Genomic DNA, 24,281 nt, shown 5'->3' with positions numbered 1-24,281 from the left:
CCGATGGCGCCGGCCGTCGACCCGGCAGTCCTGCGCCGCCGCCGCCTGATCACCTTCACGGTGATGGCCGCCACCATCATGCACGCACTCGACGGCACCATCGCCAACGTGGCGCTGCCGTCGATCCAGGGCTCTCTCTCGGCGACGCAGGAGCAGGTCTCCTGGGTCGTCACCTCTTATATCGTGGCCTCCGCCATCCTGACGCCGCTGGCCGGCTTCTGCGCCATGCGCTTCGGGCTGCGCCGGACGCTGGCGACCTGCGTGATCGGCTTCACCATCGTGTCGATGATGTGCGGCGCCGCCCAGACGCTCGACCAGCTCGTCCTGTTCCGCGCCCTGCAGGGCGGGTTTGGCGCGGCGCTGGTGCCCGTCTCGCAGGCCATCATGATGGACACCTACCCGCGCGAGGAGCAGGGCAAGGCGATGGCCATGTGGGGCGTCGGCACGATGCTCGGCCCCATCGCGGGCCCGTCGCTGGGCGGCTGGCTGACCGACGAGTTTTCGTGGCGCTGGGTGTTCTACGTCAACCTGCCGGTCGGCATCCTGTGCGCGGTCGGTATCCTCGCTCTGGTGCGCGATAACGTACACGGCGCGCCGCGGCGCTTCGACCTGATGGGCTTCACCCTGCTGGCGGTCGCCATCGGCTCCTTCCAGCTCATGCTCGACCGCGGCCATATGCTCGACTGGTTCGACTCGGTCGAGATCATCGGCGAGACGCTCGTGGCGGCCGTGGCCTTCGCCATGTTCGTGATCCACATGATGACCGACCGCCAGCCGTTCCTGTCGCGCGAGCTGTTCCGCGACCGAAACCTCACGGTCGGGCTCTGCTTCACGGCGCTGGCGGGTCTCGTGCTGATCGTGACGGCGACCCTGATGCCGCCGTTCCTGCAGCAGCTGATGGGCTATCCGGTGTTCACGACCGGCGTGGTGCTGGCGCCGCGCGGCGCCGGGATGATGGTCTCGATGATGATGGTGTCGCGCCTGATCGGCCGTATGGATGCGCGCCTGCTGATCGGCGCCGGCTTCGCGCTGGCGGCGGTGTCGCTCTACGACATGACGCTGTTCAACCTCAATGTCAGCGAGGGCCGCATCGTCTGGAACGGCATCCTGCTGGGATTCGGGCTCGGTCTGGTGTTTCCGCCGCTCACCGTTCTCACCTTCGCCACCCTGCCGCAGCGCCTGCGCACCGAGGGGGCGGCGGTCAACGCGCTTCTGCGCAACCTGGGCGCCAGCATCGGCATCGCCGTTTTGGTCTCGATGCTGGCCAGCAACACCCAGCAGAACCGCGCCGACATGGTCGAGAAGTTCACGCCCTATCATCCCGGTTGGCCGATGAATCCCACCGGGGTCAGTCTCGACCCGACGCAGCTCGCGCTCTGGGACGGCGAGATCACCCGCCAGGCCGCGCTGATCGGCTACCTCAACGACTTCCGCATCATGATGATCTGCTCGCTGGTGCTGATCCCGCTGCTTTTCCTGATGCGACGCCCGGCCCTTATCGGCGGGCGCTAACCACGTTATACGGCGGCATGGGACGCGCATCGAAGGGCCGCGACGTCGCCGCCGTCACACCGGCGGTGATCCTCGTACGCCCGCAACTCGGAGAGAATATCGGCATGGCCGCGCGCGCCATGCTGAATTGTGGCCTGTCGACGCTCAGGCTGGTCGCGCCCCGCGACGGCTGGCCCAACGAGCGGGCGCAGCGCGCCGCCTCGGGGGCCGACATCGTGCTGGAGAAGGCCGAGGTGTTCGACAGCGTGGGCGAGGCCGTCGCCGACCTCGAACATGTGGTCGCCACCACGGCGCGCAATCGCGAGCTGGTGCAGCGCATCCTGACGCCGCGCCAGGCCGCGTCCGATATGCGCCGCTGGATCGGGCAGGGCGAAGGCGTGGGCATCATGTTCGGGCCCGAGCGGACCGGTCTCGAGAACGACGACATGGTGCATGCCGACACCGCGCTCTCGATCCCGCTCAATCCGCAATTCTCGTCGCTGAACATGGCGCAGGCCGTGCTGCTGGTGGCCTACGAATGGACCGCCGCCGCCGATACGACGCCGCCCGTGCGCCTGGCCGACCATGCGACTCGGCCCGCCACCAAGGAGGAAATGCAGAACCTGTTCGACCATCTCGAGCGCGCGCTCGACCAGTCGGGCTTCCTGCGGAACAAGGAGATGCGCCCCTCCATGGTGCTCAATCTTCGGGCGCTGCTGCAGCGCGCCGAGATGACGGAGCAGGAGGCCCGCACCTTCCACGGCGTCATCAAGTTCCTGTCCAAGAAACAGCACGAGGAATAGCCATGTCCACCACTGCCAAGATCACCTGGGTCGACGGCGCGCTGCTGGTCGCCGAAGGCGGCAGCGGCCACACGATCACCATGGACGGCGCCCCCGACATCGGCGGCCGCAACCTCGCGTCCCGGCCGATGGAGGTCCTGCTGATGGGGATGGGCGGCTGCACCGCGATCGACGTGGTTTCGATGCTGAAGAAGCAGCGCCAGGATATCGAGGGCGTCGAGGTTTCGCTGGTCGCCGAGCGGGCCGAGGACCATCCCAAGGTCTACACCTCGGTGAAGCTGGTCTACACGGTGCGCGGCCGGAAACTGAACAAGGCGCTGGTCGAGCGGGCGGTCAGCCTGTCCGACGAAAAGTACTGTTCGGCCACCGCGATGGTGAAGAAATCCGCCGCCGTGACCCACGAAGTCGTCTTGGTCGAGATCTAAGCCCTTGATTTTTCAGGATTAACGCCTGCTTGACTGGCCGCAAACGGCCAGTATGTTCCGCCCTTCTTCCGGAGAACGTGGTTGAGGGCCGTTCGGGCTCTCCTCCCGCCCCGACTTTGATGTCGGACCAAGGCCTATCCGGACAACACGGCGTACCCGCGAAGCGGGGCGCACAATGACGGAGTGCAGCGTGAGCAAGCGCGCAAATTCGAAGTACAAGATCGACCGCCGCCTCAGGGTGAACCTGTGGGGCCGTCCCAAGAGCCCGCTCAACAAGCGTGAATACGGTCCCGGCCAGCACGGCCAGGGTCGCACCAAGCCGACCGACTACCGCCTCCAGCTCATGGCGAAGCAGCGCCTCAAGGGCTACTACGGCTCGGTCAGCGAGCGTCAGCTCCGCCGCTATTATGCCGAAGCCGTCCGCCGCAAGGGCGACACCGGCGAAAACCTGGTCGAGCTGCTGGAGCGCCGTCTGGACGCGGTGATCTACCGCATGAAGTTCGCCATCACCGTCTTCGCCTCGCGCCAGCTGGTCAGCCACGGTCACGTCAAGGTCAACGGCCGCCGCGTGAACATCGCGTCGTACCAGGTCAAGGACAACGACGTCATCGAGCTGACCTCCAAGGCCAGCCAGATGGAGCGGGTCCTCGAGGCGACGCAGACCGCCGAGCGCGACGTGCCTGAGTACGTGACGGTCGACCACAAGGACATGAAGGGTACCTACGTGCGCGGGCCGAAGCTCGCCGACGTGCCGTACCCGGTCCAGATGGAGCCCTCGCTGGTCGTCGAATATTACAGCCGCTGATCGGCCGACGCCTGAATTTGACGAAAAACCCGCCCGCTTGTGGCGGGTTTTTTGCTTCTGGGGTCCGGTCGGAACAGTTGTTTCCGGCTATCGCCGGGCGGTGGGAGAGCTATAATCCTGCCGGGGCTTGGGGACTTGGGAGACTAGGCAATGGGATTCGTCCGTGTGGCGGTTCTCGCCTCGATCGTTGCGATCGGCGGGGCAGGCTACGTTTACCGCGATGATGTGATCCGCGAGCTCGGCCCCCATGTCGGCATGGGCTCCACGGCAAAGGCTGCTGAGACTCAGGCCAGTCCCGCTGCGGGTGCCCAGCCGCAGGGACGTCGCGGCCGCGCCAACCCCGGAGCTGGCGTCCCGGTCGTCGTCACCACGATCGGCAAGAAGCCGATGTCGGTGGTGATCGAGGCAGTCGGCACGGTCCAGGCCATCGCCTCCATCCAGATCAAGCCGCGGATGGACAGTCAGATCATGAAGGTCAATGTCGAGGAGGGCGCCCTGGTCAAGGAGGGCGATCTGCTGTTCGAACTCGACAACCGCACCCTCAAGGCCCAGCTCGGCATGCTCGACGCGCAGATCCGCAAGACCAAGGCGCAGATCGAGCAGGCCAAGCGCGACAATGAGCGCGCCGACGGGCTTTTGAGCAAGGGCGCCGGCACGGCCGTGCAGCGTGATACGAGCGCGACCAATCTCAAGTCGCTGGAAGCCCAGCTCGAATCCGACGAGGCCAACCGTCAGGCGACGCTGACCCAGCTCAGCTACACCGAAATCCGGGCGCCCGTGTCGGGTCGCATCGGCTCGATCAGCAGCAAGGCCGGCACCGTCGTTCGCGTCGCCGACAACACCGCCACCGCCACGCTGGCCGTCATCAACCAGGTCGATCCGATCTTCGTCAGCTTCGCGCTGCCGCAGGTCCTGCTGCCCGACCTGCGCGCCGCCATGGCCAAGGGGCCGGTCCGCGTCGACGCGATCGTGAACGACAAGCGCCAGTCCGGCACGATGGCCTTCATCGAGAACACGGTCGATCCCAATACGGGCACCGTCACCGCCAAGGCCCGCATCAACAACGGCAACGAGGGCCTGTGGCCGGGCCAGTTCGTGAAGGTGGAAGTGGTCCTGGGCGTCGAGCCCGAGGCCATTTCGGTCTCGGCGGCCGCCGTCCAACTCGGCCCCCAGGGGCCCTATGTGTTCGTCGTCAAGGACGGCACCGCGGAGGTCCGTCCCGTCGTGATCAAGCGCACGCAGGGCGGTGAGTCCGTCATCGGCACCGGGTTGCAGGACGGCGAGTCGGTGGTGATCGACGGCCAGCTCCGCCTGGTCAACGGGGCCCCGGTCACGATCAAGCCGCCGACGCCCGCGCCGGGGGCGGCCCAGCCCGCTTCCGTCCCGACGGCTGCACCTTCCACGGCCTCGCGGCCCCGCGGCTGATCAACCTCTAGGGAGCGCGGACAATGTCGCTTTCGGCTCTCTGCATTCGTCGTCCGGTGATGACCATCCTGCTGATGGCGATGATCGTCATCGCGGGCATCTTCGGCTTCAAGCAGCTTCCCGTCGCCGCCGTCCCGCGCGTCGACTTCCCCACCATTCAGGTCCAGGCCCAGCTCCCGGGCGCCAGCCCCGAGACGATGGCCGCCTCCGTCGCCTCGATCCTCGAGCGCCAGTTCGCGACCATCGCCGGCGTGACGTCGATGACCTCGACCTCGTCGCTCGGCAATACCGCGATCGTTCTGCAGTTCGACCTGAACCGCAATATCGACGGTGCCGCCCTCGACGTGCAGTCGGCGATCTCGTCGGCCATGCGTCGCCTCCCGGTCGAGCTGCCGACGCCGCCCAGCTTCCGCAAGGTCAACCCGGCCGACTTCCCGATCATGTTCCTGGCGCTGAAGTCGAGTCAGGTGCGCCTCTCCGACGTCGACGCCTTCGCCAATCGCGCGATCCTGCCGCGCATCTCGACCCTGCCCGGCATCGCCCAGGTGCTGATCTTCGGCACGCAGAAATACGCCGTGCGCGTGCGCGCCGATCTCGACCAGCTCGCGGTGCGGGGCCTCACCCTGCAGGAGCTGCAGAACGCCGTCGTCGCGGCCAATTCGAGCAAGCCGGTCGGCGCCATTGCCGATTCGCGCCAGAGTTCGATCCTCGATGCCACCGGCCCGATCAACAAGGCCGCCGACTATATGCCGGTCGTCGTGAGCTGGCAGAACGGCGCGCCGGTCCGCCTCTCCGACGTGGCGACCGCCATCGACAGCGTCGAGAACGACAAGGTCGCGAGCTGGCTGGACGGCACCCGCGCGATCCTGCTCGCGGTCTACCGCCAGCCCGACGCCAACACCGTCGAGGTGGTCGACCGCGTCAAGGCGATGCTGCCGGCCATCCAGGCCGAGATGATGAGCGGCGTCGACATCAGCATCCTGAACGACCGCTCGGTCTCGATCCGCGAGGCGATCGAGGATGTCGAGTTCACGCTGGTGCTTGCCGGTGTCCTGGTCATCATCGCCATCTACTTCTTCCTGCGCAGCTTCCGGGCGACGATCATCCCGGCCATCGCCCTGCCGATCTCGGTCATCGGCACGTTCGCGGGCATGTATCTCTGGGGGCATTCGATCGACAACATCTCGCTGCTGGCCCTGACCCTCGCGGTCGGCTTCGTGGTCGACGATGCCATCGTCATGCTGGAGAACATCGTTCGCCACATCGAGGCGGGCGAGAAGCCGATGGATGCGGCGTTCAAGGGCTCAAAGGAAGTCGGCTTCACCATCGTGTCGATGACGCTGTCGCTGGTCGCGGTGTTCATCCCGGTGCTGTTCATGGGCGGCGTGGTCGGCCGCATGTTCAACGAGTTCGGCCTGGTCATCAGCATGGCCATCCTGATCTCCGGCATCGTGTCGCTGACCTTGACGCCGATGCTGTGCTCGCGGCTCCTGAAGCCGATCGACCATCATGAGAAGCACAACGCCCTTCTGCGGCTCTTCGAGTGGAGCTTCAACAAGCTCACCGAGGGCTATTCCTGGTCGCTGCGGCGCGTCGTCAAACTGCCCCGTCTGGTGCTGCTCATCACCCTCGGCACCTTCGCGCTGACCGCCTACCTGTTCCAGGCGATCCCGAAGGGCTTCTTTCCCTCGGAGGATATCGGCCAGATCACCGGTTCGACCGTCGGCCCCGACGATGCCTCGTTCGACGCCATGGTGGCCCGCCAGGGGGCGCTGGCAGAGGTCATCCGGCGCGATCCCGACGTCGTCTCGGTCATGTCGACCGTCGGCGGCGGTAACGCGGCCAGTACCGTGAACTCGGGTCGCATCTTCATCACGCTGCGTCCGAAGGGCGAGCGCACCGCGACGGCGCTCGAAGTCATTGCCCGCCTGCGCCGCGCCTCCGCGACGGTGCCCGGCATCAACATCTTTTATCAGCCGATCCAGTCGATCAATATTGCGACCACGCAGAGCCGCGCGCAGTACCAGTTCGGCATGCGCTCCAGCAATCTGGCGCTCCTGCGTGAATACGCGCCGATGATGGAAGAGCGCATGAAGCGCATTCCGTCGATCACCGACGTGAACTCCGACCTGCAGGTCAAGGCACGCTCGACCGTCATCGACGTCGACCGCGACACGGCCTCGCGGCTCGGCCTGTCGGTCGACCAGATCCGCCTGCTGCTCTACTCGGCCTTCGGCACGCGCCAGGTCTCGACCATCTACGCGCCCGACGACACCTACCAGGTCATCCTCGAAGCCGACCCGAAATACGCCGACACCAACGAGGTGCTGCGCCGCATGCAGGTCCGCACGCCGACGGGCGCCCTGGTGCCGCTCGACACGGTGGCGAAGCGCAGCGACAAGCCGACGTCGCTGACGGTCAATCACATCGCCCAGCTTCCATCGGTCATCATCTCGTTCAACCTGTCGCCCGGCGTGGCGCTCGGCGACGCGGTGAAGGACATCCAGGCGGTGGCGCGCGAGGTCGGGCTGCCGGCCAGCATCGCCACGAGCTTCGAAGGCAGTGCCCAGGTGTTCCAACAGGCCGTGGCCAATCAGGGCATGCTGTTGTTCGCGGCCGTCCTCGTGATCTACATCATCCTGGGAATCCTCTACGAGAATTTCATCCATCCGCTGACCATCCTGTCGGGCCTGCCGTCGGCCGGCATCGGCGCGCTGGCCACGCTGATGCTGTTCGGCATGGATCTGTCGGTGATCGCCCTGATCGGCGTGGTCATGCTGATCGGCATCGTGAAGAAGAACGCCATCATGATGGTCGACTTCGCGATCGAGCGGCGCGGGCAGGGGGCGGATGCAGAAACCGCGATCGTCGAGGCCGCGCTGCTGCGCTTCCGTCCGATCATGATGACGACGGTCTGCGCCCTGCTCGGTGCGCTGCCGATCGCGATGGGCCACGGCGCCGGCGCCGAACTCCGTCAGCCGCTCGGCATCACCGTCGTCGGTGGCCTGCTGGTGTCCCAGGTCCTGACCCTGTTCATCACGCCCGTCGTCTACATGTGGTTCGACAAGCTCACCGGGATGAAGTTCAGCCCGGGCTGGGCCCGGCGCTGGCGCACCAAGGGCCGGACGCCGCCGGCCCAGCCGGCCGAATAGTCGCTGTCTTCCTGAGTGCAGCGAAGGGCCTCACAGGGTGGCCAGAGAATGCGTAGCGGGCGGGAGATCCTTCGCTGCGCTCCAGGGCGGGGTTGCCCCGCCCGCGATGACAACGATTGCGAGTAGCGTTCCATGACTGACGAGATCGGCGCTTTTGTTCCCGGACCGCGTGTGCATATCGAGGGCCGTGCTGGGGGGCCGCTGTCGGGCCTCACCTTCGCTGCCAAGGACCTCTTCGCGGTCGCGGGCGTGGCGACCGGTGGCGGCAACCACGACTGGCCCACCGGGCGTCCCATCCCCGACAGGCATTCCTGGGCGGTGCAGACCCTGCTCGATGCCGGCGCGACCCTGATCGGCAAGACCATCACCGACGAAGTCTCGCTCGGCATCCTGGGCGAGAACGCCTTTGACGGTACCCCGAAGAACGTCCGTGCCCCTGGTCGCGTGCCGGGCGGTTCGTCCTCGGGCTCCGCGGCCGCGGTGGCCGCGGGGATCTGCGATACCGCACTCGGCACCGACACCGGCGGCTCGGTGCGCGTGCCCTCGAGCTTCTGCGGTCTCTACGGCATCCGCCCGACCCATGGCCGCGTCGACGTGACCGGCATGCTGCCCCAGGCGCCGACCTCCGATACGACCGGATGGTTCGCCCGCGATGCCGAGACCTTCGCGAAGGTCTGCGCCGTGATGCTGGGCGAGGCGATTCCGACGGAATTGCCCTCGAAGCTCGTCGTCGCGGTCGACGCCTTCGGCTTCGCCGATGCCGACACGTCGGAGGCGCTGCAGCCGATGGTGAAGAAGCTGGCGGCCGTCATCGGTTCGAGCCGCGAGGAGATCATGGCGCCGCAGGGCCTGTCGGTCTGGGCGCGCGCCCAGCGCACGCTGCAGCCTGCCGAGGCCTATGCGACGTTCAGGAGCTGGCTCGACGAGCGCAATCCGCGCTTTGCCTTCTCGGTTGCTAAGGCGCTGGTCGCGGGCTCGATGATCCCCGAGGGTGACAAGGTCTGGGCCAACCTGATGCGCCAGGAAGCGCGCAGCCGCATGAAGTATCTGTTGCCGGCCGGCACCATCCTCTGCCTGCCGACGACGCCGTTTCCCGCGCCCAAGGTCGGTCTGCCGCTCTCGGTTCTGGATCCGCTGCGCGACCGCATCACCTGCCTTTGCGCGCAGGGCGGGCTGGCGGGCTTTCCGCAGGTCAATCTGCCCGGCGCCACGACGGTTGACGGTCTGCCGGTCGGCCTGTCCATCATCGGCCCGCGCGGCAGCGATGCGACCCTGGTGGCCGTCGCCCGCGCGATGGAGAAGGCCGCGGGCTGATCGCGCCTTCGATAAGGAGGCGTTTTGGCGAGCGAGAAGCAGAAGATGCTGGCGGGCGAGCTCTACGTCGCGACCGGCGAGGAGCTGGCCGCCGACGCCCGCCGTGTCGCCGAGTGGATGGATCGCTACAACGCCTCGATCGCAGCCACGCAGAGGAATTATCCGGCGCTCCTGCGCGAGATGCTGTCCGAGGTGGGCGAGGGCGCCTACATCCGGCCGCCCTTCCATTGCGACTACGGCTACAACATCAGCCTCGGCAAGGGCGTGTTCCTCAACTTCAACTGCATCATCCTAGACGTGGTGCAGGTCACGATCGGCGACCGCACGCAGATCGGGCCCGGTGTCCAAATTCTCACCGCGGACCATCCACGCGATCCCGCGCAGCGGCGTGCCGGCCTCGAATTCGGGCGGCCGGTGAAGATCGGCGCCGACGTCTGGATCGGCGGCGGCGCCATCGTGCTGCCAGGCGTCACCATCGGCGACGAGGCGATCGTCGGCGCAGGTGCCGTCGTCACGCGCGACGTGCCGGCGGGTGTTACAGTCGTAGGAAATCCAGCAAGAGCGAGGTGAGCGTGACGGATCTGACGCCGAATATTCCCGAAGTCGTGGCCGAGGTGCGCGACCTGTTCGAACGCTACGAGCAGGCGTTGATCGACAAGAACGTGGAGGTGCTCGACGCCACCTTCTGGAACAGCCCGCACACGATCCGTCTCGCCAACCACGAACACGGCTACGGCTTCGACCGTATCCATGCCTTTCGCGTGGCTCGTCCGCCGGGGCCCGGCTCCAAGGAGAAGCGGCTGCGGCTCGACATCGTCACCCTGGGCCGCGACATGGCGACGGTCTCGCTGGTCTACAAGGTGCGCGGCAGGGAGATGACCGGCCGGCAGACGCAGACCTGGGTGCGCTTTCCGGACGTCGGCTGGAAGGTCGTCCACGCTCACGTCTCGATGATCGCCGAAGAGCCGATCCACTAACGAACGCCTGCGAGGGAGGAAACGATGGCCCAGCCCGCCGAGAGCCTTGGCAATGTGATGAACCCCGATCCCGCCTGGGTGGCCAAGGTGAGCGAACCCGCGCTCGAGCCCGACCTGCCGATCGTCGATCCGCATCACCATCTCTGGCAGCGGACCGGCAACGACTATCTGTTCCACGACCTGCTGGCCGACACCCGGACCGGCCACAGGATCGTGGGCACTGTGTTCGTGGATTGCCATTCCATGTATCGCAAGGACGGACCTCCCGAGCTGCGCTGCATCGGCGAGACAGAGTTCGCCAACGGCGTCGCAGCGATGAGCGCGTCGGGGCTCTATGGGGACTTGCGCGCCTGCGCCGGCATCGTCGGCCATGTCGACCTGCGCCTCGGCGAAAAGGCGGGCGACGTGTTCGACGCCCAGATCGCCGCCGGCAACGGCCGCTTCAAGGGCATCCGCCACCAGACCGGCTGGGATGCCGATCCAGGCATCCGCAACTCCCGCAACGATCCGCCACCCGAGCAGACCCGCGACCTGACCTGGCGCGAGGGCTTCCGCGAGCTGGCGAATCGCGACCTGACGTTCGACGCGTGGCTCTACCATCCGCAGATCCTCGAGATTGCCGAGCTGGCGGACGCCTTCCCCAATACGACGATCGTCCTGGACCATGTCGGCGGGCCGCTCGGCTATGCCGGGTATGCCGGCCGTCACGACGAGGTGCGTGCGGCCTGGAAGAAGTCGATGGCCGAGCTTTCCAGGCGACAGAACATCGTGGTGAAGGTCGGCGGCCTCGGCATGGCGATGGGCTTCTTCGACTTCTACCGCCGTCCGATGCCACCGGGCTCGCAGGAACTGGCCGAGGCGTTCCGTCCGTGGGTCGAGACCACGATCGGCCTGTTCGGCGTCGATCGCTGCATGTACGAGAGCAACTTCCCGGTCGACAAGATCACCTCGGGCTACGGCGTCCTGTGGAACGCCTTCAAGCGCATCTCGTCCGGTGCCTCTGCGTCAGAGAAGAAGGCCTTGTTCTCCGGAACGGCGGCACGGGTCTACAGGCTCGAGCTGCCTGCCTGAAGGTTTCCTGTTTCGCTGGACCAGCCCTAACCTCATGCTGAGGAGGCTGCGAAGCAGCCGTCTCGAAGCATGGGCACGAGCACCACGTCTATTGCCGATCCTTCGAGACGGTCGCTGCGACCTCCTCAGATTCTATGTGGCGACGAGAGGTCGAGAGGTAGGTTTGGAGTTGCGAGAACCGAACCTACGGAGAAGTTATGACGTCTTCACATCCCATAGACACCCCCGCCGCCGGCGAGAAGGATGCCACGTTGTACGTGGCGTTTGAACTGAGCAAGTCGAAGTGGCTGATCGGTATGGTGATGTCCGGCGAGAGCAAGATGAGCCGCCACCAAGTGGCTGGCGGCGATACGGCGGCGGTGTGGCAGCTGATCTCGAAGAAGCGCGCCCATGCGGAGAAGCATGGCCGGCCGGTGCGTGTGGTGAGCTGCTACGAGGCCGGCTATGACGGCTTCTGGTTCGATCGTTGGCTGGCCGGGCAGGGCGTCGCCAATCGGGTGCTCGATCCGTCGAGCATCGAGATGCCGCGGCGCGCGCGGCAGGCCAAGACGGACCGTCTGGACCTCGAGCGTCTGATGCGGGTGCTGATCCGCCACGAGGGTGGCGAGCCGAAGGTCTGCAGCGTGGTTCATCCGCCGACCCCCGAGCAGGAAGACGCCCGTCGGGTGTCGCGCGAGCGGGACCGGCTGATCGGCGAGCGCACCGCCCATGTCAACCGCATCAAGGGTCTGTTGCATGGCCAGGGGATCCGCGACGTGCATCCGCGCCGCAAAGGCTTCCTCGAGCAGCTTGCCCAGCTTCGGACCGGCGACGGCCGCGCCGTGCCGGCCAACCTGGCGGCCGAGATCCAGCGCGAGCACGCCCGTCTGGTGCAGGTCGGCGAGCAGATTGCCGAAGTCGAGAGCCAGATGACGGCGGAGCGTGCCGCCGCGGCGCCGGACAGTCGGGCCAGCCAGGTCAACCAGCTGATCAGCCTGAAGAGCGTCGGGCCGGTCGGCGGCGAGACGCTGGTCAACGAGGTATTCTGGCGCGACTTCCAGAACCGGCGCCAGGTCGGAGGCTATTTTGGCCTGGCCGGGACGCCGTTCGACAGCGGCCAGAGCTCGCGCGAGCAGGGCATCAGCAAGGCCGGCAACGCCCGCGCCCGGACCTTGGCCATCGAGCTTTCATGGCTATGGCTGCGCTACCAGCCCGCCAGCACCTTGAGCCTGTGGTTCACGAGCCGCGTCGGCGATCAAAAAGGCCGTGTCAGACGCATCGCCATTGTGGCCCTGGCGCGCAAGCTGATGGTGGCGCTGTGGCGCTTCCTCACCCAGGGCCTGGTGCCCGAGGGCGCCAGGCTGCGAGCTGCCGCACCGGCCGGCCGCTGAACGGCGGCGGCCCGGTGTGTTGCGCAGGAAGCTGATGATGACCGTCCTCATCCATGGACCATGCGGTACCGCTGTCTCAGAAGGGTCTCATCGTTTCCTGGGCAAGACCTCGACCGTGCATGAGGGATTTGGGTGCGGGGCGCAGCGACGCCCGACCGGATATAAGGTGATGCCGTCGACACAACGTGCATTGGCCAGACGCCCAGACTTCCAACGCAACGCGCCGAAGGCCGCCCCTCCACGCACCCCTTCCAGCGCCGCGCTCGCGCGCGGCACTCTCAAGCTTCCATCCCCGAGACGGTCCGATGATTGAGGGACAAAAAATCCAACCCGCCCCTTGACCGTTCAGCGCTCATATAAGGATGAGGTGGTGCGGGTGGCGACAAGAGAGTGCGACTTGCAAGAAACGTGTCAGGAATCGCGCGGCCCGTTCCGCCGCAGGAGGTTTCTTTTTCATCCAACGGGGGCTATCGCACTGACATATGCTGTGAACTCGCCCTAGAATTTTGGCCCTCGCGTTGTTCATTGGGGGCCATTCATGCGTCGTTTTATACTCTCCGCCGTGGCGGCGTTCGCCACCGTGTCCGCCGTCCCGATCGCCTCGGCGCAGACGCTCAAGGTGGTCATGCACTCCGACGTGAAGGTGCTCGATCCGATCTGGAGCGGTGCCTACATCACGCGCAATCACGGCTACATGCTCTACGACGTGCTGTTCGCCATGGACGAGAAGTTCCAGGTGAAGCCGCAGATGGTCGATAGCTGGACCACCAGCGACGACGGCCTGGTCTGGACCTTCAAGCTGCGCGACGGGCTGGAATGGCACGATGGCCAGCCGGTGACGGCCGAGGACTGCATCGCCTCGCTGAAGCGCTGGTCTGTCCGCGATTCGATGGGCCAGAAGATGGCGCAGGCCCTGAAGGAATATAAGGTCGTCGATCCCAGGACCTTCCAGATCGTGCTGAAAGAGAAGTTCGGCGCAGTCATCGAGTCGCTGGGCAAGCCCTCCGTGGTCGTGCCCTTCATGATGCCGAAGCGCATCGCCGAGACCGATCCGTACAAGCAGATCGAAGAGTACATCGGCTCCGGCCCCTTCGTGTTCAAGAAGGACGAATGGAAGCCCGGCGAAAAGCTCGTCTACACCAAGTTCGCCAAGTATAAGCCGCGCGCCGAGCCGATGTCGGGCCTGTCCGGCGGCAAGGTGGTGAAGGTCGATCGGGTCGAATGGGTGTGGATCCCGGACGCCGAGACCCAGGTCAACGCCCTGCTGAACGGCGAGATCGACTACCTCGAAGGCGTCTCCGCGGACCACCTGCCGTTGGTCGAGAAGGACAAGGGCATACGCATCATCAAGGGGCGCACCTCGAACCAGTACGCCTTCCGGCCGAACTGGCTGCTGCCGCCCTTCAACAACGAGAAGGTTCGTCAGGCCGCCGCACTGGCCCTCAACCAGGAGGACTTCCTGCAGGCCAATATCGGTGACAAGCGCTTCTATCAGACCTGCAAGGCGATGTTCACCTGCGGCTCGCCGCTGGCGACCGACGCCGGCATGGCCGGGCTGGTCGAAGGCAATGCCGCGAAGGCCAAGGCCCTGCTCGCCGAGGCGGGCTACGACGGCACTCCGGTCACGCTGCTGGCGCCGAGCGATCTGGGCGTCATCAAGCAACTCGGCCCCGTGGCCAAGTCGCTGCTCGAGAAGGCCGGCTTCAAGGTCGACATGATCTCGATGGACTGGCAGAGCGTGATCGTGCGCTTGGCGAAGAAGGTGCCGGTGTCGGAAGGCGGCTGGAACGCCTTTTCGACGAGCTGGTCGCAGGTCGACATCCTCGATCCCCTGATGACGCCTTTCCTGATCGCGAGCTGCGACAAGGCCCGCAACGGCTGGCCCTGCGACGAGGAACTGGAGAAGCTGCGCGACAAGTACGTGCAGGCCACGACGGAGGCCGAAAAGAAGGCTGCCGCCACCGCGGTCCAGGAGCGCGCCATCAAGGTCGTGACCCACGTGCCGCTCGGCGAATGGTTTGGTGTCAGTGCGGTCCGTTCGAACATCGGAACGCTCGATCCGCCTCCGCCGGTCGTCGTCTTCTGGGGCGTGACGAAGAAGTAGGGAGAAGCTCTGATTCAGTAGAGTCGGATTGGCGTTCGCTAACATGATGGGTGAACTCTGGGCTGGTCAGTCAGCTCAGATTTCACCTTAACTTCCGGCGCTAGCGGCTGATCCGGCTCTGTATAGTTAGGGCCCCTTTCTGACGTCCTGCTTTAACAACCTGAAGCGGCTTCTCAGTGGCGTTTGATTTAGCGTTCTAAAACAATGTCTTGCCAGCATCGGCTAATGCGCCGAAAGCTGACGGATGTCGGAGCCGTCATTCCTCGAAGGGCGGTTTCCGCCCCACCGGATCATCCCGGGATGGCTGGGCGAGGGCCAATCGGCGCGATTGCTGGCCCATGCGCTCGCCGCCGAAACGCGGTTCACGCCGACACGACTTGCCCATGAGGGCAGCGGCCGCCTCGAAACGCTGACCCGACAATCCGCCGTCCTGAAGGATCTCGGTGCGTTGGCCCAGCCGCTCCGGCGCAAGGCGCTGGCGCTGCAGGCGGAGCTGGAGACGGCCTTCCAGATGCCTCAGACGCCGCCCAACAGTACGCAGATGGAAGTGGTGGCGCATGGCGACGGCGCCTTCTACCGGCCGCACACCGACACTTTCACGGGCGACCAGTACACGCCCGGCGGCCGCCGGCGGCTCACCATGATCTATTACTTCCACCGCGAGCCGCGCCGCTTCACGGGCGGCCGACTCCGACTCTTCGACCTGGGCGGCGGCCAGACGATCGATGTCGAGCCGACGCACGACAGTCTGCTCGTCTTTCCCTCGACGGCGCGTCACGAGGTCGAGCGCGTCTCGTGCCCCGCGGGCGCTTTTGGCGATGGCCGCTTCGCCGTGAACATCTGGCTGTGCGGCTGACCGTTACTCGGCCGCCTGCAGCACCGCCGCCTTCTCAGGCACTTTCGGCTCGATCGACCGGCCATTGCGTTTGGCGGCGTCCTCGGCTTCCCAGCGAATGGCGATCTCGGCCAGCCGATCCATGACCTCGTCCAACTCGCCGCCGCGCTTGGTCAGGGAATAGGTGACCTTGGGCGGGATGGTCGCTTCGTAGTCGCGCTTCACAAGCGCCGCACCTTCCAGCGTGCGCAGGCGCTCGGTCAGCATCTTGGCCGAGATGCCCGACACCCGGCGCTTGAGCTCGCCGAAGCGCTGCGGCCCGTGGGTGCGCAGATTGTAGAGGATGTAGGTCGTCCACGGCCCCATCAGCATGCGCAGGATGAAGTCCATCGGGCAGCTGACGCTTTCCTTGGCCTGGGCGGCGGTGGCGGGGGTCGACGTGCTCATGAAAAAAACCTTTTGGTTACGATTTGGTACCTACTGGAGAATATATAGCGGCCATCCCAGATGTTTCCAGTCACTTTGTGAAAGCAACTGATCTGGTGAAACCAATACGGAATTTCTCCAGTGTAATCAGAGGATTGGAAGCCATCATGACAAACGTCGCCATCGTCTATCACTCCGGGTACGGACATACGCAGGCTCTCGCCGAGGCCGTGGCCACAGGCGCACGGGCTGTTGCCGGCACCGTCGTCAGCCTGATTCCGGTCGCCGAGGCCGAGGCCCGCGAGGCCGAGCTCGACGCCGCCGATGCCATCGTCTTCGGCAGCCCGACCTACATGGGCGGCGTGTCGGCGGACTTCGCGAAGTTCAAGGACTGGACGTCGGGCCGCTGGATGGAGGGCAGGTGGCGCAACAAGCTCGCGGCGGGCTTTACCGTCTCGGCTTCGTGGAACGGCGACAAGCACAATACGCTCTATCAGCTGCTCACGCTCGCGGTGCAGCACGGCATGGTCTGGGTCGGCCTCGGCCTGCCGCCGGGCAACAATCATTCGAAGGGGTCGAGCGCCGACCTCAACCGGGTTGGCGCATCGATCGGGGCGATGGCGCAGGCCAATGCCGACCAGGGCGTCGAGGGCATCGGCGCCAGCGACTTCAAGACCTTCGAGGCGCTCGGTCGCCGCGTCGCCGAGGCCACGCAAAGGTGGCACCAAGAGCCGCTCGCGCGGGCAGCCTAGGCCGCCCGTCGCGCCATCAGGTGACCACCGATCGCCCGCGAGGTGCGGTCGGTGGCTCCCGGCCGCCTCACTCCATGCGGATGTTGGCGGATTTGACGATCGAGCTCCACGACGCCAGCTCCTGCCTGATCAGCGCGGAGAGCTGCTGAGGACTGCTCGTTTCGACCGTGGCGCCCTGGGCCACGAAGTCGGCCGTCACGTCGGGCATCGCCATCACCTCGCGCAGCGCGGCGTTGACCCGATCGACGATGGCGGCGGGCGTGCCAGGCGGCGCCAGCATGAAGATGCTGGCCACCGAGTTGAAGCCCGGCAGCGTCTCGCTGATGGTGGGCGTGTCGGGCGCGGCCGGCGAGCGCTTGGCCGAGGTCACGGCCAGCAGGCGCAGCTTGCCGCCGCGGGCCAGCGCCAGGGCCGGCGGCAGGCTGACGAAGCAGATCGGGATCTGACCGCTCACGAGGTCGGCCAGCGCCGGCGTGCCACCCTTGTAGGGGACGTGGACGATCTGGACGCCCGCTTCCTTCTGGAACATCTCGGCGCTGAGATGGGCGATGTTTCCGACACCCGGGGACGCATAGCTGTACTTGCCGGGATTGGCCTTCAGCACGTCGATGAGCTCGCGCGTATTGGCGGCGGGGAAGCTCGGGTTCACCACCAGCGAGTAGGGCAGGTCGCCCAATGCGGCGATCGGGGTGAGCGTGGTCGGATCGTAGGCCACCTTGTCGTAGATGGCGGTGCCGACGAGGATGCCCGACTCGGCAAGGAGCAGCGTGTAGCCGTCGGCCGGCGCGCTCGCGAGACTGGCGGCGGCGATGGTGGAGCCGGCGCCGGACCGGTTCTCCACGACCACCGGCTGGCCCATCAGCGGGCTGAGCTTGTTGGCGACGATGCGCGCCAAGATGTCGGCGCCGCCGCCGGGCGGATAGCCGACCATCAGCTTGATCGCGCGCGATGGGTAGGCGCCCGCCTGTGCGAAGCCGATGCGCGGCGCGGCGAGTCCCAGCGCCAGCGCCGACAGCGCGAGGCGGCGGCCCAGTTTGATGTCTTCGATGCTCATGCGATGTGACCTCGTATCGACGCGCGGGGCCGGTCCTAGAGGGCGGCCGGCGGGAAGTAACGGAACTGCAGGCTCTGGTCCTTCTCGATCTGCTGGATGAGGTCGATCTCCCAGGTGAGATAGTCCGTCATCGACTTGCGCAGGTCGTCGTAGTCGTAGGGGCTGTACCAGACGTCGTCGGTCGGGGAGGTCATGTTCTCGAGCCCGCCGGCCAGCGGCAGGCCGGCGGCGGCCCAGGCGGCCGTGCCGCCGTCGAGAACAGATACCGGCAGGCGCGACGCTGCCGCGGCATCGGCGGCCGCGATGGCCGCGAACGTGCCATCGTCGGATGTCAGGACCAGCCGCTTCGCCTTGGGAGCACCCGCTGCGACCTGCGCCAGCCCGTCCTCCAGCCGCGAGCGTACCGCGAACCAGGCACCCGGAATATGACGGGTGCGGAAGCGCAGGCTGTTGGCCAGGTCGACCACCACCGCGTCGCCGGCCGCGAGCAGGCGATGGAGTTCGAGGACGTTGATCCGCTCGACTCCGCTCGCGGCGTCGGGGGGCAGGAGCTCGACCGCCTCGGGACCCTTCTCCAGCGCACCGCCGCAGGCGCTCAGGCCGCCGGTCAGCACGAACACCTCGGTCCAGCCGAGCTGGTTCAGCCACGACGCCGTCATGCGCGCGCGGACGCCGTTGTCGTCGCACAGGACGATGCGGGCGTTGCGCGTGCCGACATAGTGGTCGGTCGACTGGATGAGCTGGCCGCCGGGCGCGCTGCGCGCATCCTCGATGTGCCCTGCCTCGTATTCCTCGGGGGTGCGCACGTCGAAGAAGTAGAGCGAGCGCGCCGGGTCGGCCTGCAGGTCGCGCAGGCCCGCCGTATCGATCTCGCGCACGCCGAAGCGCTTCGACACGCGCATCGAGGCTTCGATGGCGGCCGCCAGCCCCTTGGGCGAGGGCGGCGGCGCGACGGTGCGGCTGCCTCGGGCCATGGTCTCGCCGCTGAGATGCCAGCCCGCCGTGCCATTGCGCACGCAGACCACCGGGTTCTTCAGTCCGGCATTGATCAGCGACTGCGCACCGATGATGCCGCGCGTGCGGCCGGCGCAATTCACCACGATGGTGGTGTCCTCCCGCTCGATCAGATCGAACACGCGGTGCACCAGCTCGGCACCGGGACAATCGATGCCGCCGGGCAGGCTGTAATTGTGGAACTCCGAGTAAGGCCGGCTGTCCAGGATCAGCATGTCCTTGCCCTGGTCGATCCAGCGGCGCAGTTCCTGGGCATCGATGGCCGGCGTGTCGTAGCGATGCTCGACGAATTCGCCGAACGCCTTGCTGGGCACGTAGATGCCGGCGAACACTTCGAGGCCCGCCTTGCGCCAGCCTTCCAGCCCGTCCGTCATGATGGAGATGTCGGTATAGCCCCAGCCCGCGAGGCGCCGGGCGGCGCGCTCGGCCAGACCGTCGTCGCTCTGGTCCATCAGGATGATGCGGGTCGCGCGCCTCGGGACGAGGGCCGCCATCCGGGTTTCCAGATGGCTGAAGGGCATCGACACGATCGTCAGCGGATGGCCGGAGTTGAACAGCCCTTCCTCGCGCACGTCCAGGAAGGCGAATTCCGCACTCTCGCTCAGCAGCGCATGGACGCGGGCGGCGTCAAGACGCGGCCAGGACGAGGCGGCCTTCGGGGCGGGGTCGTTGACGGTGTTCATCGCGCGGCAAACCAATCTTGGAAGGAAAGGGATCGGTGCAAATCCTGATCGCCGCCGATGGATAAGGAAAATATAAAGATGATATGAACTGATTTGGAATTGGTATGAATTTGACCGTCCGGCAATTGCGCGCCTTTACCCTCGGGGCGCAGTTCGCATCGTTCTCCGAGGCGGCGGCTCGCATGGGTATCACCCAGCCCGGCTACTCGCTGCTGATCCGCCAACTCGAGGACGAAGTGGGCATGGCGCTGTTCCGGCGCACGACGCGGCGGGTCGAACTCACCGAGGCCGGCCGCGAGATCCTGCAGAGTGCCCAGCGTACGCTCCAGCAACTCGAGGAGACCTGCCGCCGCGCCGAGGATTTCCGCGAGGCGCGCCAGGGCACGCTCACTCTCGCCTTCGTACCCTCGGTGGGCTGCAGTCTGCTGCCGCCCACCCTGTCACGCTTCGCTGAGGCCTATCCCGGGATCAAGCTGGTGTTCCACGAGGCTCAGGCGGTGGGCTTTGCCGAGCAGGTGCGCAGCGGTCAGGCGGAGATCGGCCTTGGCCTGTTGCTGCAGCCGGACGAGCAACTCGCCTTCGAGCCGCTGACGCGCGACTGCCTGGTGGCGCTCCTGCACCGACAGCATCCGCTCGCCGAGCGCCCGACCGTGACCTGGAAGGCGCTGGCGCGCTTCAATTCCATCCTGGTGACCAACCAGTCGAGCGTTCGCGTCCATGCCGATCGCGCGGCCGCGTCGGTCGGTGTCGACATCGAGCCGACCTACGTCCTCGATTCGCTCACCACCGCCGTCGGTCTGGTGCGGGCAGGCCTGGGCTATGCCGTGCTGCCGAGCCTGGCGCTGCGCAGCATGGACCTGGGCGGGGCGGTCGCCCGGGCGGTGGAGCAGCCCCGTGCCTGGCGCGACATCGGCCTGCTCACGCGCTCGCAGTTCACCTTGTCGCCGGCGGCGGAAGCCTTCGCCGCCGTCGCGCGGGCGGTCGCGGCGGAGTTCCCGGACCCCGCCACCATGTCGGCTCCGCATCGGAGTGCGCGCCGCGCCGTGCGCTGACGAGCTCGTCCCGGCTCGTATTCCGATACGAAACCGGGGACCGTCGCCTTGCGGCGAGGTCCCCGTTCGGATGGCGATGCGGCCCCTCGACGAGGGACCGTCGGCTTCGCGGCGCTACTTCTTGGTGATGTTCCACATCACCGGCACGGGGCCGGGCAGCCAGCCGCTGATGCGGTCCTTGCGGTAGGCGCCGAAGGCCTTGTATTGGCCGAGCACGATGTAGGTGGCCTGATCCATCACCCGGTCCGAGACGGCCATGGCGACCTCCTTCCGCTTTGCAGGGTCGACTTCCCTGGCGTAGGACGAGCGAAGCTTCTCCATCTCGGGATCGCACGGCCAGCCGAACCAGGCCTTCTCGCAGCCGCCGCTGGTGAAGGAATTGCCGGCCGGGCTTTCGGTCCCGACCGCGACGGTCGTCGTGTAGAAGATGTTCCAGCCGCCCTGCGCCGGCGGATCCTTCTTGGCGCGGCGGGTCACGACCGTCTGCCAGTCCATCGACTGCAGGTCGACCTTGAAACCGACCTTCTCGAGCGCCTGCTTGCCGACCGGCGGAAGCTGGTTGGCCGAGAGCAGGTCGGTCGCGTGCATCATGACGACCGGTGTCCCGTCATAGCCACTCTCCTTGAGGAGCTGGCGCGCCTTCTCGAGGTCGGGCTTGATCAGCAGGTTGCCGTAGCTCTTCTCGTAGGGCGAGCCGCACACCAGCGGCGCGTTGCAGACCCGGTAGATCTCGGGGTCGCCGATCTGCGCGCGCAGGAAATCCTCCTGAGCGATCGCATACATCGCCGCCTGCCGGGCCTTCAGGTTGTTGAACGGCGGGTGGAGGTGGTTGAGGCGCATGATGATCTGGCTGCCCTGCGCGTTCCAGCCGTAGAGCTCGATGTTCTTGTCGGCCTTCAGCAGCGGGAAGAGATCGGGCACCGGAAGTTCGATCAGGTCGATCTCGCCCTGCGCGAGGGCATTGACCGCCGTACTCGGGTCGGAGATCGCCAGCCATTCGACACGGTCGACCTTCACCACCTTGCCGCCGGCCAGCATCGAGGGCGGCTCGGCGCGCGGTTTATACTTGGTGTTCTTGATATAGACGACCTTCTCGCCGGGCTTCCATTCGTCTTTCTTGAAGATGAACGGGCCGGAGCCGGTGTAATCGTCGATCTGCTTGAACGGGTCGGTCTCGGCGACCTTCTTGGGCATCATGAAGGTAGAGGGCTTGCCCAGGGCCTCGAGAACGAGGCCGAACGGCTCCTTGAGCACGATCTGGAAGGTCTTGGCGTCGACAACCTTCAGCGTGGCGAGGGCGGCCGTCATCTGCTGGCCGATGGGGTCGCGGGCGGCCCAGCGCTTGATCGACGCGACGCAGTCCTCGGCGGTGACCGGCTGGCCGTCGTGCCATTCCAGACCATCGCGCAGGGTGAAGGTCCAGGTCAGCTTGTCGTCCGAGGCCTCGTACTTGTCGACCATCTGCGGCTGGATGCGCAGGTCCGCATCCTGGGCGAACAGCGTGTCGTAAATCATGTAGCCGTGGTTTCGGGTGATGAAGGCGCTCGTCCAGATCGGGTCCAGGACCTTCAGATCTGAATGGGCGACCATCTTCAGGGTCTGCGCCGACACCGGGGCCGCCGCTGCCGCAACCGCCGTCGACAAGGCGAGACAGGCTGCAACCTGTCGCAATCTCCACATAACGTGCATGATTTACTCTTTACCCTTCTACAACACCCTAACTTCACACAAGCTGCCACGAGCTCGACGAGGAATAAAGCAATGTCGATGCCGATGGCGCCTCTGACACGACGAACCGCGCGCGGAGGCTGATCGATCGCCGTCCTGCACAAACGACAAGGGGACCTTCGCCGGCCTGGCGAAGGTCCCCCTTTCGATAATGGGACGACGCTATGCGGTCATTTCTTGCTGATGTTCCAGAGCACCGGAACCGGGCCGGCGAGCCAGCCGCTCAGGCGGTCCTTGCGGTAGGCGCCGAAGGCCTTGTACTGGCCGACCGGAGCGTAGAAGCCCTGGTCCATCAGGCGATCGGAGATGGCGATGCCCAGCTCCTTGCGCTTGGCCGGGTCGCTCTCCTTGATGAAGGCGGCCCGCAGGACCTCGATCTCGGGATCGCAGGGCCAGCCGAACCACGCCTTCTCGCAGGTGCCGGCGGCGTAGGAGTTGACGCCCGGATTGTCGAGATCGAGCGTGATGTTGGTGGTGAAGAAGATGTTCCAGCCGCCCTGCGCCGGCGGTTCCTTGCGCGCGCGGCGGGCGACCACGGTCTGCCAGTCCATCGCCAGAAGGTCGATCTTGAAGCCAGCCTTCTCGAGCTGCTGCTTGGCGACGGCCTGCACCTGGTTCGAGGATTGCAGGTCGGTCTGCTGGAGCATCGCGACCGGCGTGCCGTCATAGCCGCTCTCCTTCAGGAGCCGGCGCGCCTTCTCGAGGTCGGGCTTGATCAGCAGGTCGCCGTATTCCTTGCCGTAGGTCGTGCCGCAGACGAACGGCGCGTTGCAGACCTTGTAGATTTCCGGATCGCCGACCTGGGCGCGCAGCATGTCTTCCTGGGCGAGGGCCCACATCGCCGCCTGGCGCGCCTTCACGTTGTTGAAGGGCGGGTGAAGCGTGTTGAAGCGCATGATGATCTGGCTTCCGAGCGCGTTCCAGCCGAACAGCGCGATGTTCTTGTCGGCCTTCAGCATCGGGAAGAGGTCGGGCACCGGCGATTCGATCAGGTCGATCTCGCCGGCCAGCAGGGCGTTCACCGCCGTGCTGGGATCGGTGATGGCCAGCCATTCGACCCTGTCGACCTTGGCCACCTTGCCGCCCGCCAGCATCGAGGGCGGCTCGGCGCGCGGCTTGTATTTGGTGTTCTTGACGTAAACGATCTTCTCGCCGGGCTTCCATTCCTCCTTCTTGAAGACGAAGGGGCCGGAGCCGGTATAGTCCTCGATCTGCTTGTTGGGATCGGTTTCGGCGACGCGCTTGGGCATCATGAACGGTACGTTCGACGAGGGCTTGCCGAGCGCGTCGACGACGAGGCCGAACGGTTCCTTCAGCTCGAACGCGAAAGTCTTGGCGTCGATCGCCTTGATCTCCTTGGTCGCCTTCAGGAGGAGCTGGCCGAAGCCGTCGCGGGCGCCCCAGCGCTTGATCGAGGCGATGCAATCCTCGGACGTGACGGGGGTGCCGTCGCTCCATTCGAGGCCGTCACGCAAGGTGATAGTCCAGGTGAGCTTGTCGTCCGAGACGGTGTACTTTTCCGCCATCTGCGGCTGGGTCTTGAGGTCGGCGTCCTTGGCGAACAGGACGTCGTAGATCATGTAGCCGTGATTGCGGGTGATCAGCGCCGTGGTCCAGATCGGGTCGAGGATCTTGATGTCCGCGTGCGACACCATCCTCAGCGTCGTCTGGGCCGCCGCCGGCACGGAAGCCGCGGCCATGGCCGCCGCCAGCCCGAGGGAAGCCGCCAGCGCGACCCGTCTGCGCAATCCCAACATTCAGTACCCTTTCCCATGATAGACTTGAGCCAATTGCACACAG

General features: G+C 66.2%; 20 protein-coding genes. 15 read left to right on the top strand and 5 right to left on the bottom strand.

Annotated features, from left to right (window positions below; all coding sequences use genetic code 11):
• The first annotated feature begins 3 nt into the window (after positions 1-3).
• From ACP15H_RS14450 to ACP15H_RS14390, 13 genes are all read left to right on the top strand, one after another.
• Complete coding sequence (locus ACP15H_RS14450; RefSeq protein ID WP_425066875.1) at positions 4-1,512, top strand: DHA2 family efflux MFS transporter permease subunit; 1,509 nt, start codon at positions 4-6, stop codon at positions 1,510-1,512.
• Between the two features lie 17 nt (positions 1,513-1,529).
• The gene (locus ACP15H_RS14445) at positions 1,530-2,294 is read left to right on the top strand and encodes an RNA methyltransferase (RefSeq protein WP_425066874.1); all 765 of its coding nucleotides are present in this window, start codon (positions 1,530-1,532) and stop codon (positions 2,292-2,294) included.
• A gap of 2 nt (positions 2,295-2,296) precedes the next feature.
• Positions 2,297-2,719, top strand: a complete 423-nt coding sequence (locus ACP15H_RS14440) for an OsmC family protein (protein WP_422029605.1) — start codon at positions 2,297-2,299, stop codon at positions 2,717-2,719.
• Between the two features lie 190 nt (positions 2,720-2,909).
• A complete protein-coding gene (rpsD, locus tag ACP15H_RS14435) occupies positions 2,910-3,524 on the top strand; it encodes a 30S ribosomal protein S4 (protein ID WP_296332703.1) in 615 nt (204 codons plus the stop codon).
• A gap of 150 nt (positions 3,525-3,674) precedes the next feature.
• Complete coding sequence (locus tag ACP15H_RS14430; protein WP_425066873.1) at positions 3,675-4,949, top strand: efflux RND transporter periplasmic adaptor subunit; 1,275 nt, start codon at positions 3,675-3,677, stop codon at positions 4,947-4,949.
• A gap of 23 nt (positions 4,950-4,972) precedes the next feature.
• Positions 4,973-8,101, top strand: coding sequence for an efflux RND transporter permease subunit (locus ACP15H_RS14425; RefSeq protein WP_425066872.1), 3,129 nt, complete (start codon positions 4,973-4,975; stop codon positions 8,099-8,101).
• A 132-nt stretch (positions 8,102-8,233) separates the two neighbouring features.
• The gene (locus ACP15H_RS14420) at positions 8,234-9,415 is read left to right on the top strand and encodes an amidase (RefSeq protein ID WP_425066871.1); all 1,182 of its coding nucleotides are present in this window, start codon (positions 8,234-8,236) and stop codon (positions 9,413-9,415) included.
• 24 nt (positions 9,416-9,439) lie between these two features.
• Positions 9,440-9,985, top strand: a complete 546-nt coding sequence (locus tag ACP15H_RS14415; protein ID WP_425066870.1) for a sugar O-acetyltransferase — start codon at positions 9,440-9,442, stop codon at positions 9,983-9,985.
• A 2-nt stretch (positions 9,986-9,987) separates the two neighbouring features.
• Positions 9,988-10,392 carry an AtzH-like domain-containing protein gene (locus tag ACP15H_RS14410; RefSeq protein ID WP_425066869.1) on the top strand — a complete coding sequence of 135 codons (405 nt, stop codon included), beginning with the start codon at positions 9,988-9,990 and terminating at the stop codon, positions 10,390-10,392.
• A gap of 24 nt (positions 10,393-10,416) precedes the next feature.
• A complete protein-coding gene (locus tag ACP15H_RS14405) occupies positions 10,417-11,463 on the top strand; it encodes an amidohydrolase family protein (protein WP_425066868.1) in 1,047 nt (348 codons plus the stop codon).
• Between the two features lie 197 nt (positions 11,464-11,660).
• Positions 11,661-12,833: an IS110 family transposase gene (locus tag ACP15H_RS14400; RefSeq protein ID WP_425064641.1), complete on the top strand. Its 1,173-nt coding sequence runs from the start codon at positions 11,661-11,663 to the stop codon at positions 12,831-12,833.
• A gap of 538 nt (positions 12,834-13,371) precedes the next feature.
• Complete coding sequence (locus ACP15H_RS14395) at positions 13,372-14,937, top strand: ABC transporter substrate-binding protein (RefSeq protein WP_425066867.1); 1,566 nt, start codon at positions 13,372-13,374, stop codon at positions 14,935-14,937.
• A gap of 244 nt (positions 14,938-15,181) precedes the next feature.
• Positions 15,182-15,793 carry a 2OG-Fe(II) oxygenase gene (locus tag ACP15H_RS14390; protein WP_425066866.1) on the top strand — a complete coding sequence of 204 codons (612 nt, stop codon included), beginning with the start codon at positions 15,182-15,184 and terminating at the stop codon, positions 15,791-15,793.
• 3 nt (positions 15,794-15,796) lie between these two features.
• On the opposite strand, the gene ACP15H_RS14385 is transcribed toward ACP15H_RS14390, so the two are convergent.
• On the bottom strand, positions 15,797-16,219 hold the full coding sequence (locus ACP15H_RS14385; protein ID WP_425066865.1) for a winged helix-turn-helix transcriptional regulator: 423 nt from the start codon (positions 16,217-16,219) through the stop codon (positions 15,797-15,799).
• A gap of 146 nt (positions 16,220-16,365) precedes the next feature.
• Between ACP15H_RS14385 and ACP15H_RS14380 the strand changes: the two genes are divergently transcribed.
• Positions 16,366-16,950 carry a flavodoxin family protein gene (locus ACP15H_RS14380; RefSeq protein WP_425066864.1) on the top strand — a complete coding sequence of 195 codons (585 nt, stop codon included), beginning with the start codon at positions 16,366-16,368 and terminating at the stop codon, positions 16,948-16,950.
• Between the two features lie 67 nt (positions 16,951-17,017).
• Here the strand turns inward: ACP15H_RS14380 and ACP15H_RS14375 are convergent, their stop codons facing one another.
• Positions 17,018-18,004: a tripartite tricarboxylate transporter substrate binding protein gene (locus ACP15H_RS14375; RefSeq protein WP_425066863.1), complete on the bottom strand. Its 987-nt coding sequence runs from the start codon at positions 18,002-18,004 to the stop codon at positions 17,018-17,020.
• Between the two features lie 35 nt (positions 18,005-18,039).
• Complete coding sequence (locus ACP15H_RS14370) at positions 18,040-19,701, bottom strand: rhodanese-like domain-containing protein (protein ID WP_425066862.1); 1,662 nt, start codon at positions 19,699-19,701, stop codon at positions 18,040-18,042.
• A gap of 104 nt (positions 19,702-19,805) precedes the next feature.
• Between ACP15H_RS14370 and ACP15H_RS14365 the strand changes: the two genes are divergently transcribed.
• On the top strand, positions 19,806-20,753 hold the full coding sequence (locus ACP15H_RS14365) for a LysR substrate-binding domain-containing protein (RefSeq protein WP_425066861.1): 948 nt from the start codon (positions 19,806-19,808) through the stop codon (positions 20,751-20,753).
• A gap of 114 nt (positions 20,754-20,867) precedes the next feature.
• Here ACP15H_RS14365 and ACP15H_RS14360 read toward each other — a convergent pair whose 3' ends face one another.
• Positions 20,868-22,397, bottom strand: coding sequence for an ABC transporter substrate-binding protein (locus ACP15H_RS14360; protein ID WP_425066860.1), 1,530 nt, complete (start codon positions 22,395-22,397; stop codon positions 20,868-20,870).
• Between the two features lie 254 nt (positions 22,398-22,651).
• Positions 22,652-24,238 (bottom strand): ABC transporter substrate-binding protein, encoded by a 1,587-nt coding sequence (locus ACP15H_RS14355; protein WP_425066859.1) that lies wholly within the window; start codon positions 24,236-24,238, stop codon positions 22,652-22,654.
• Positions 24,239-24,281 lie beyond the last annotated feature (43 nt).

This window comes from Reyranella sp., assembly GCF_965249915.1.
Lineage (GTDB): Bacteria > Pseudomonadota > Alphaproteobacteria > Reyranellales > Reyranellaceae > Reyranella.
The sequence above is the reverse complement of the archived record's forward strand: the minus strand, read 5'-3'. Positions and strand labels throughout refer to the sequence as shown.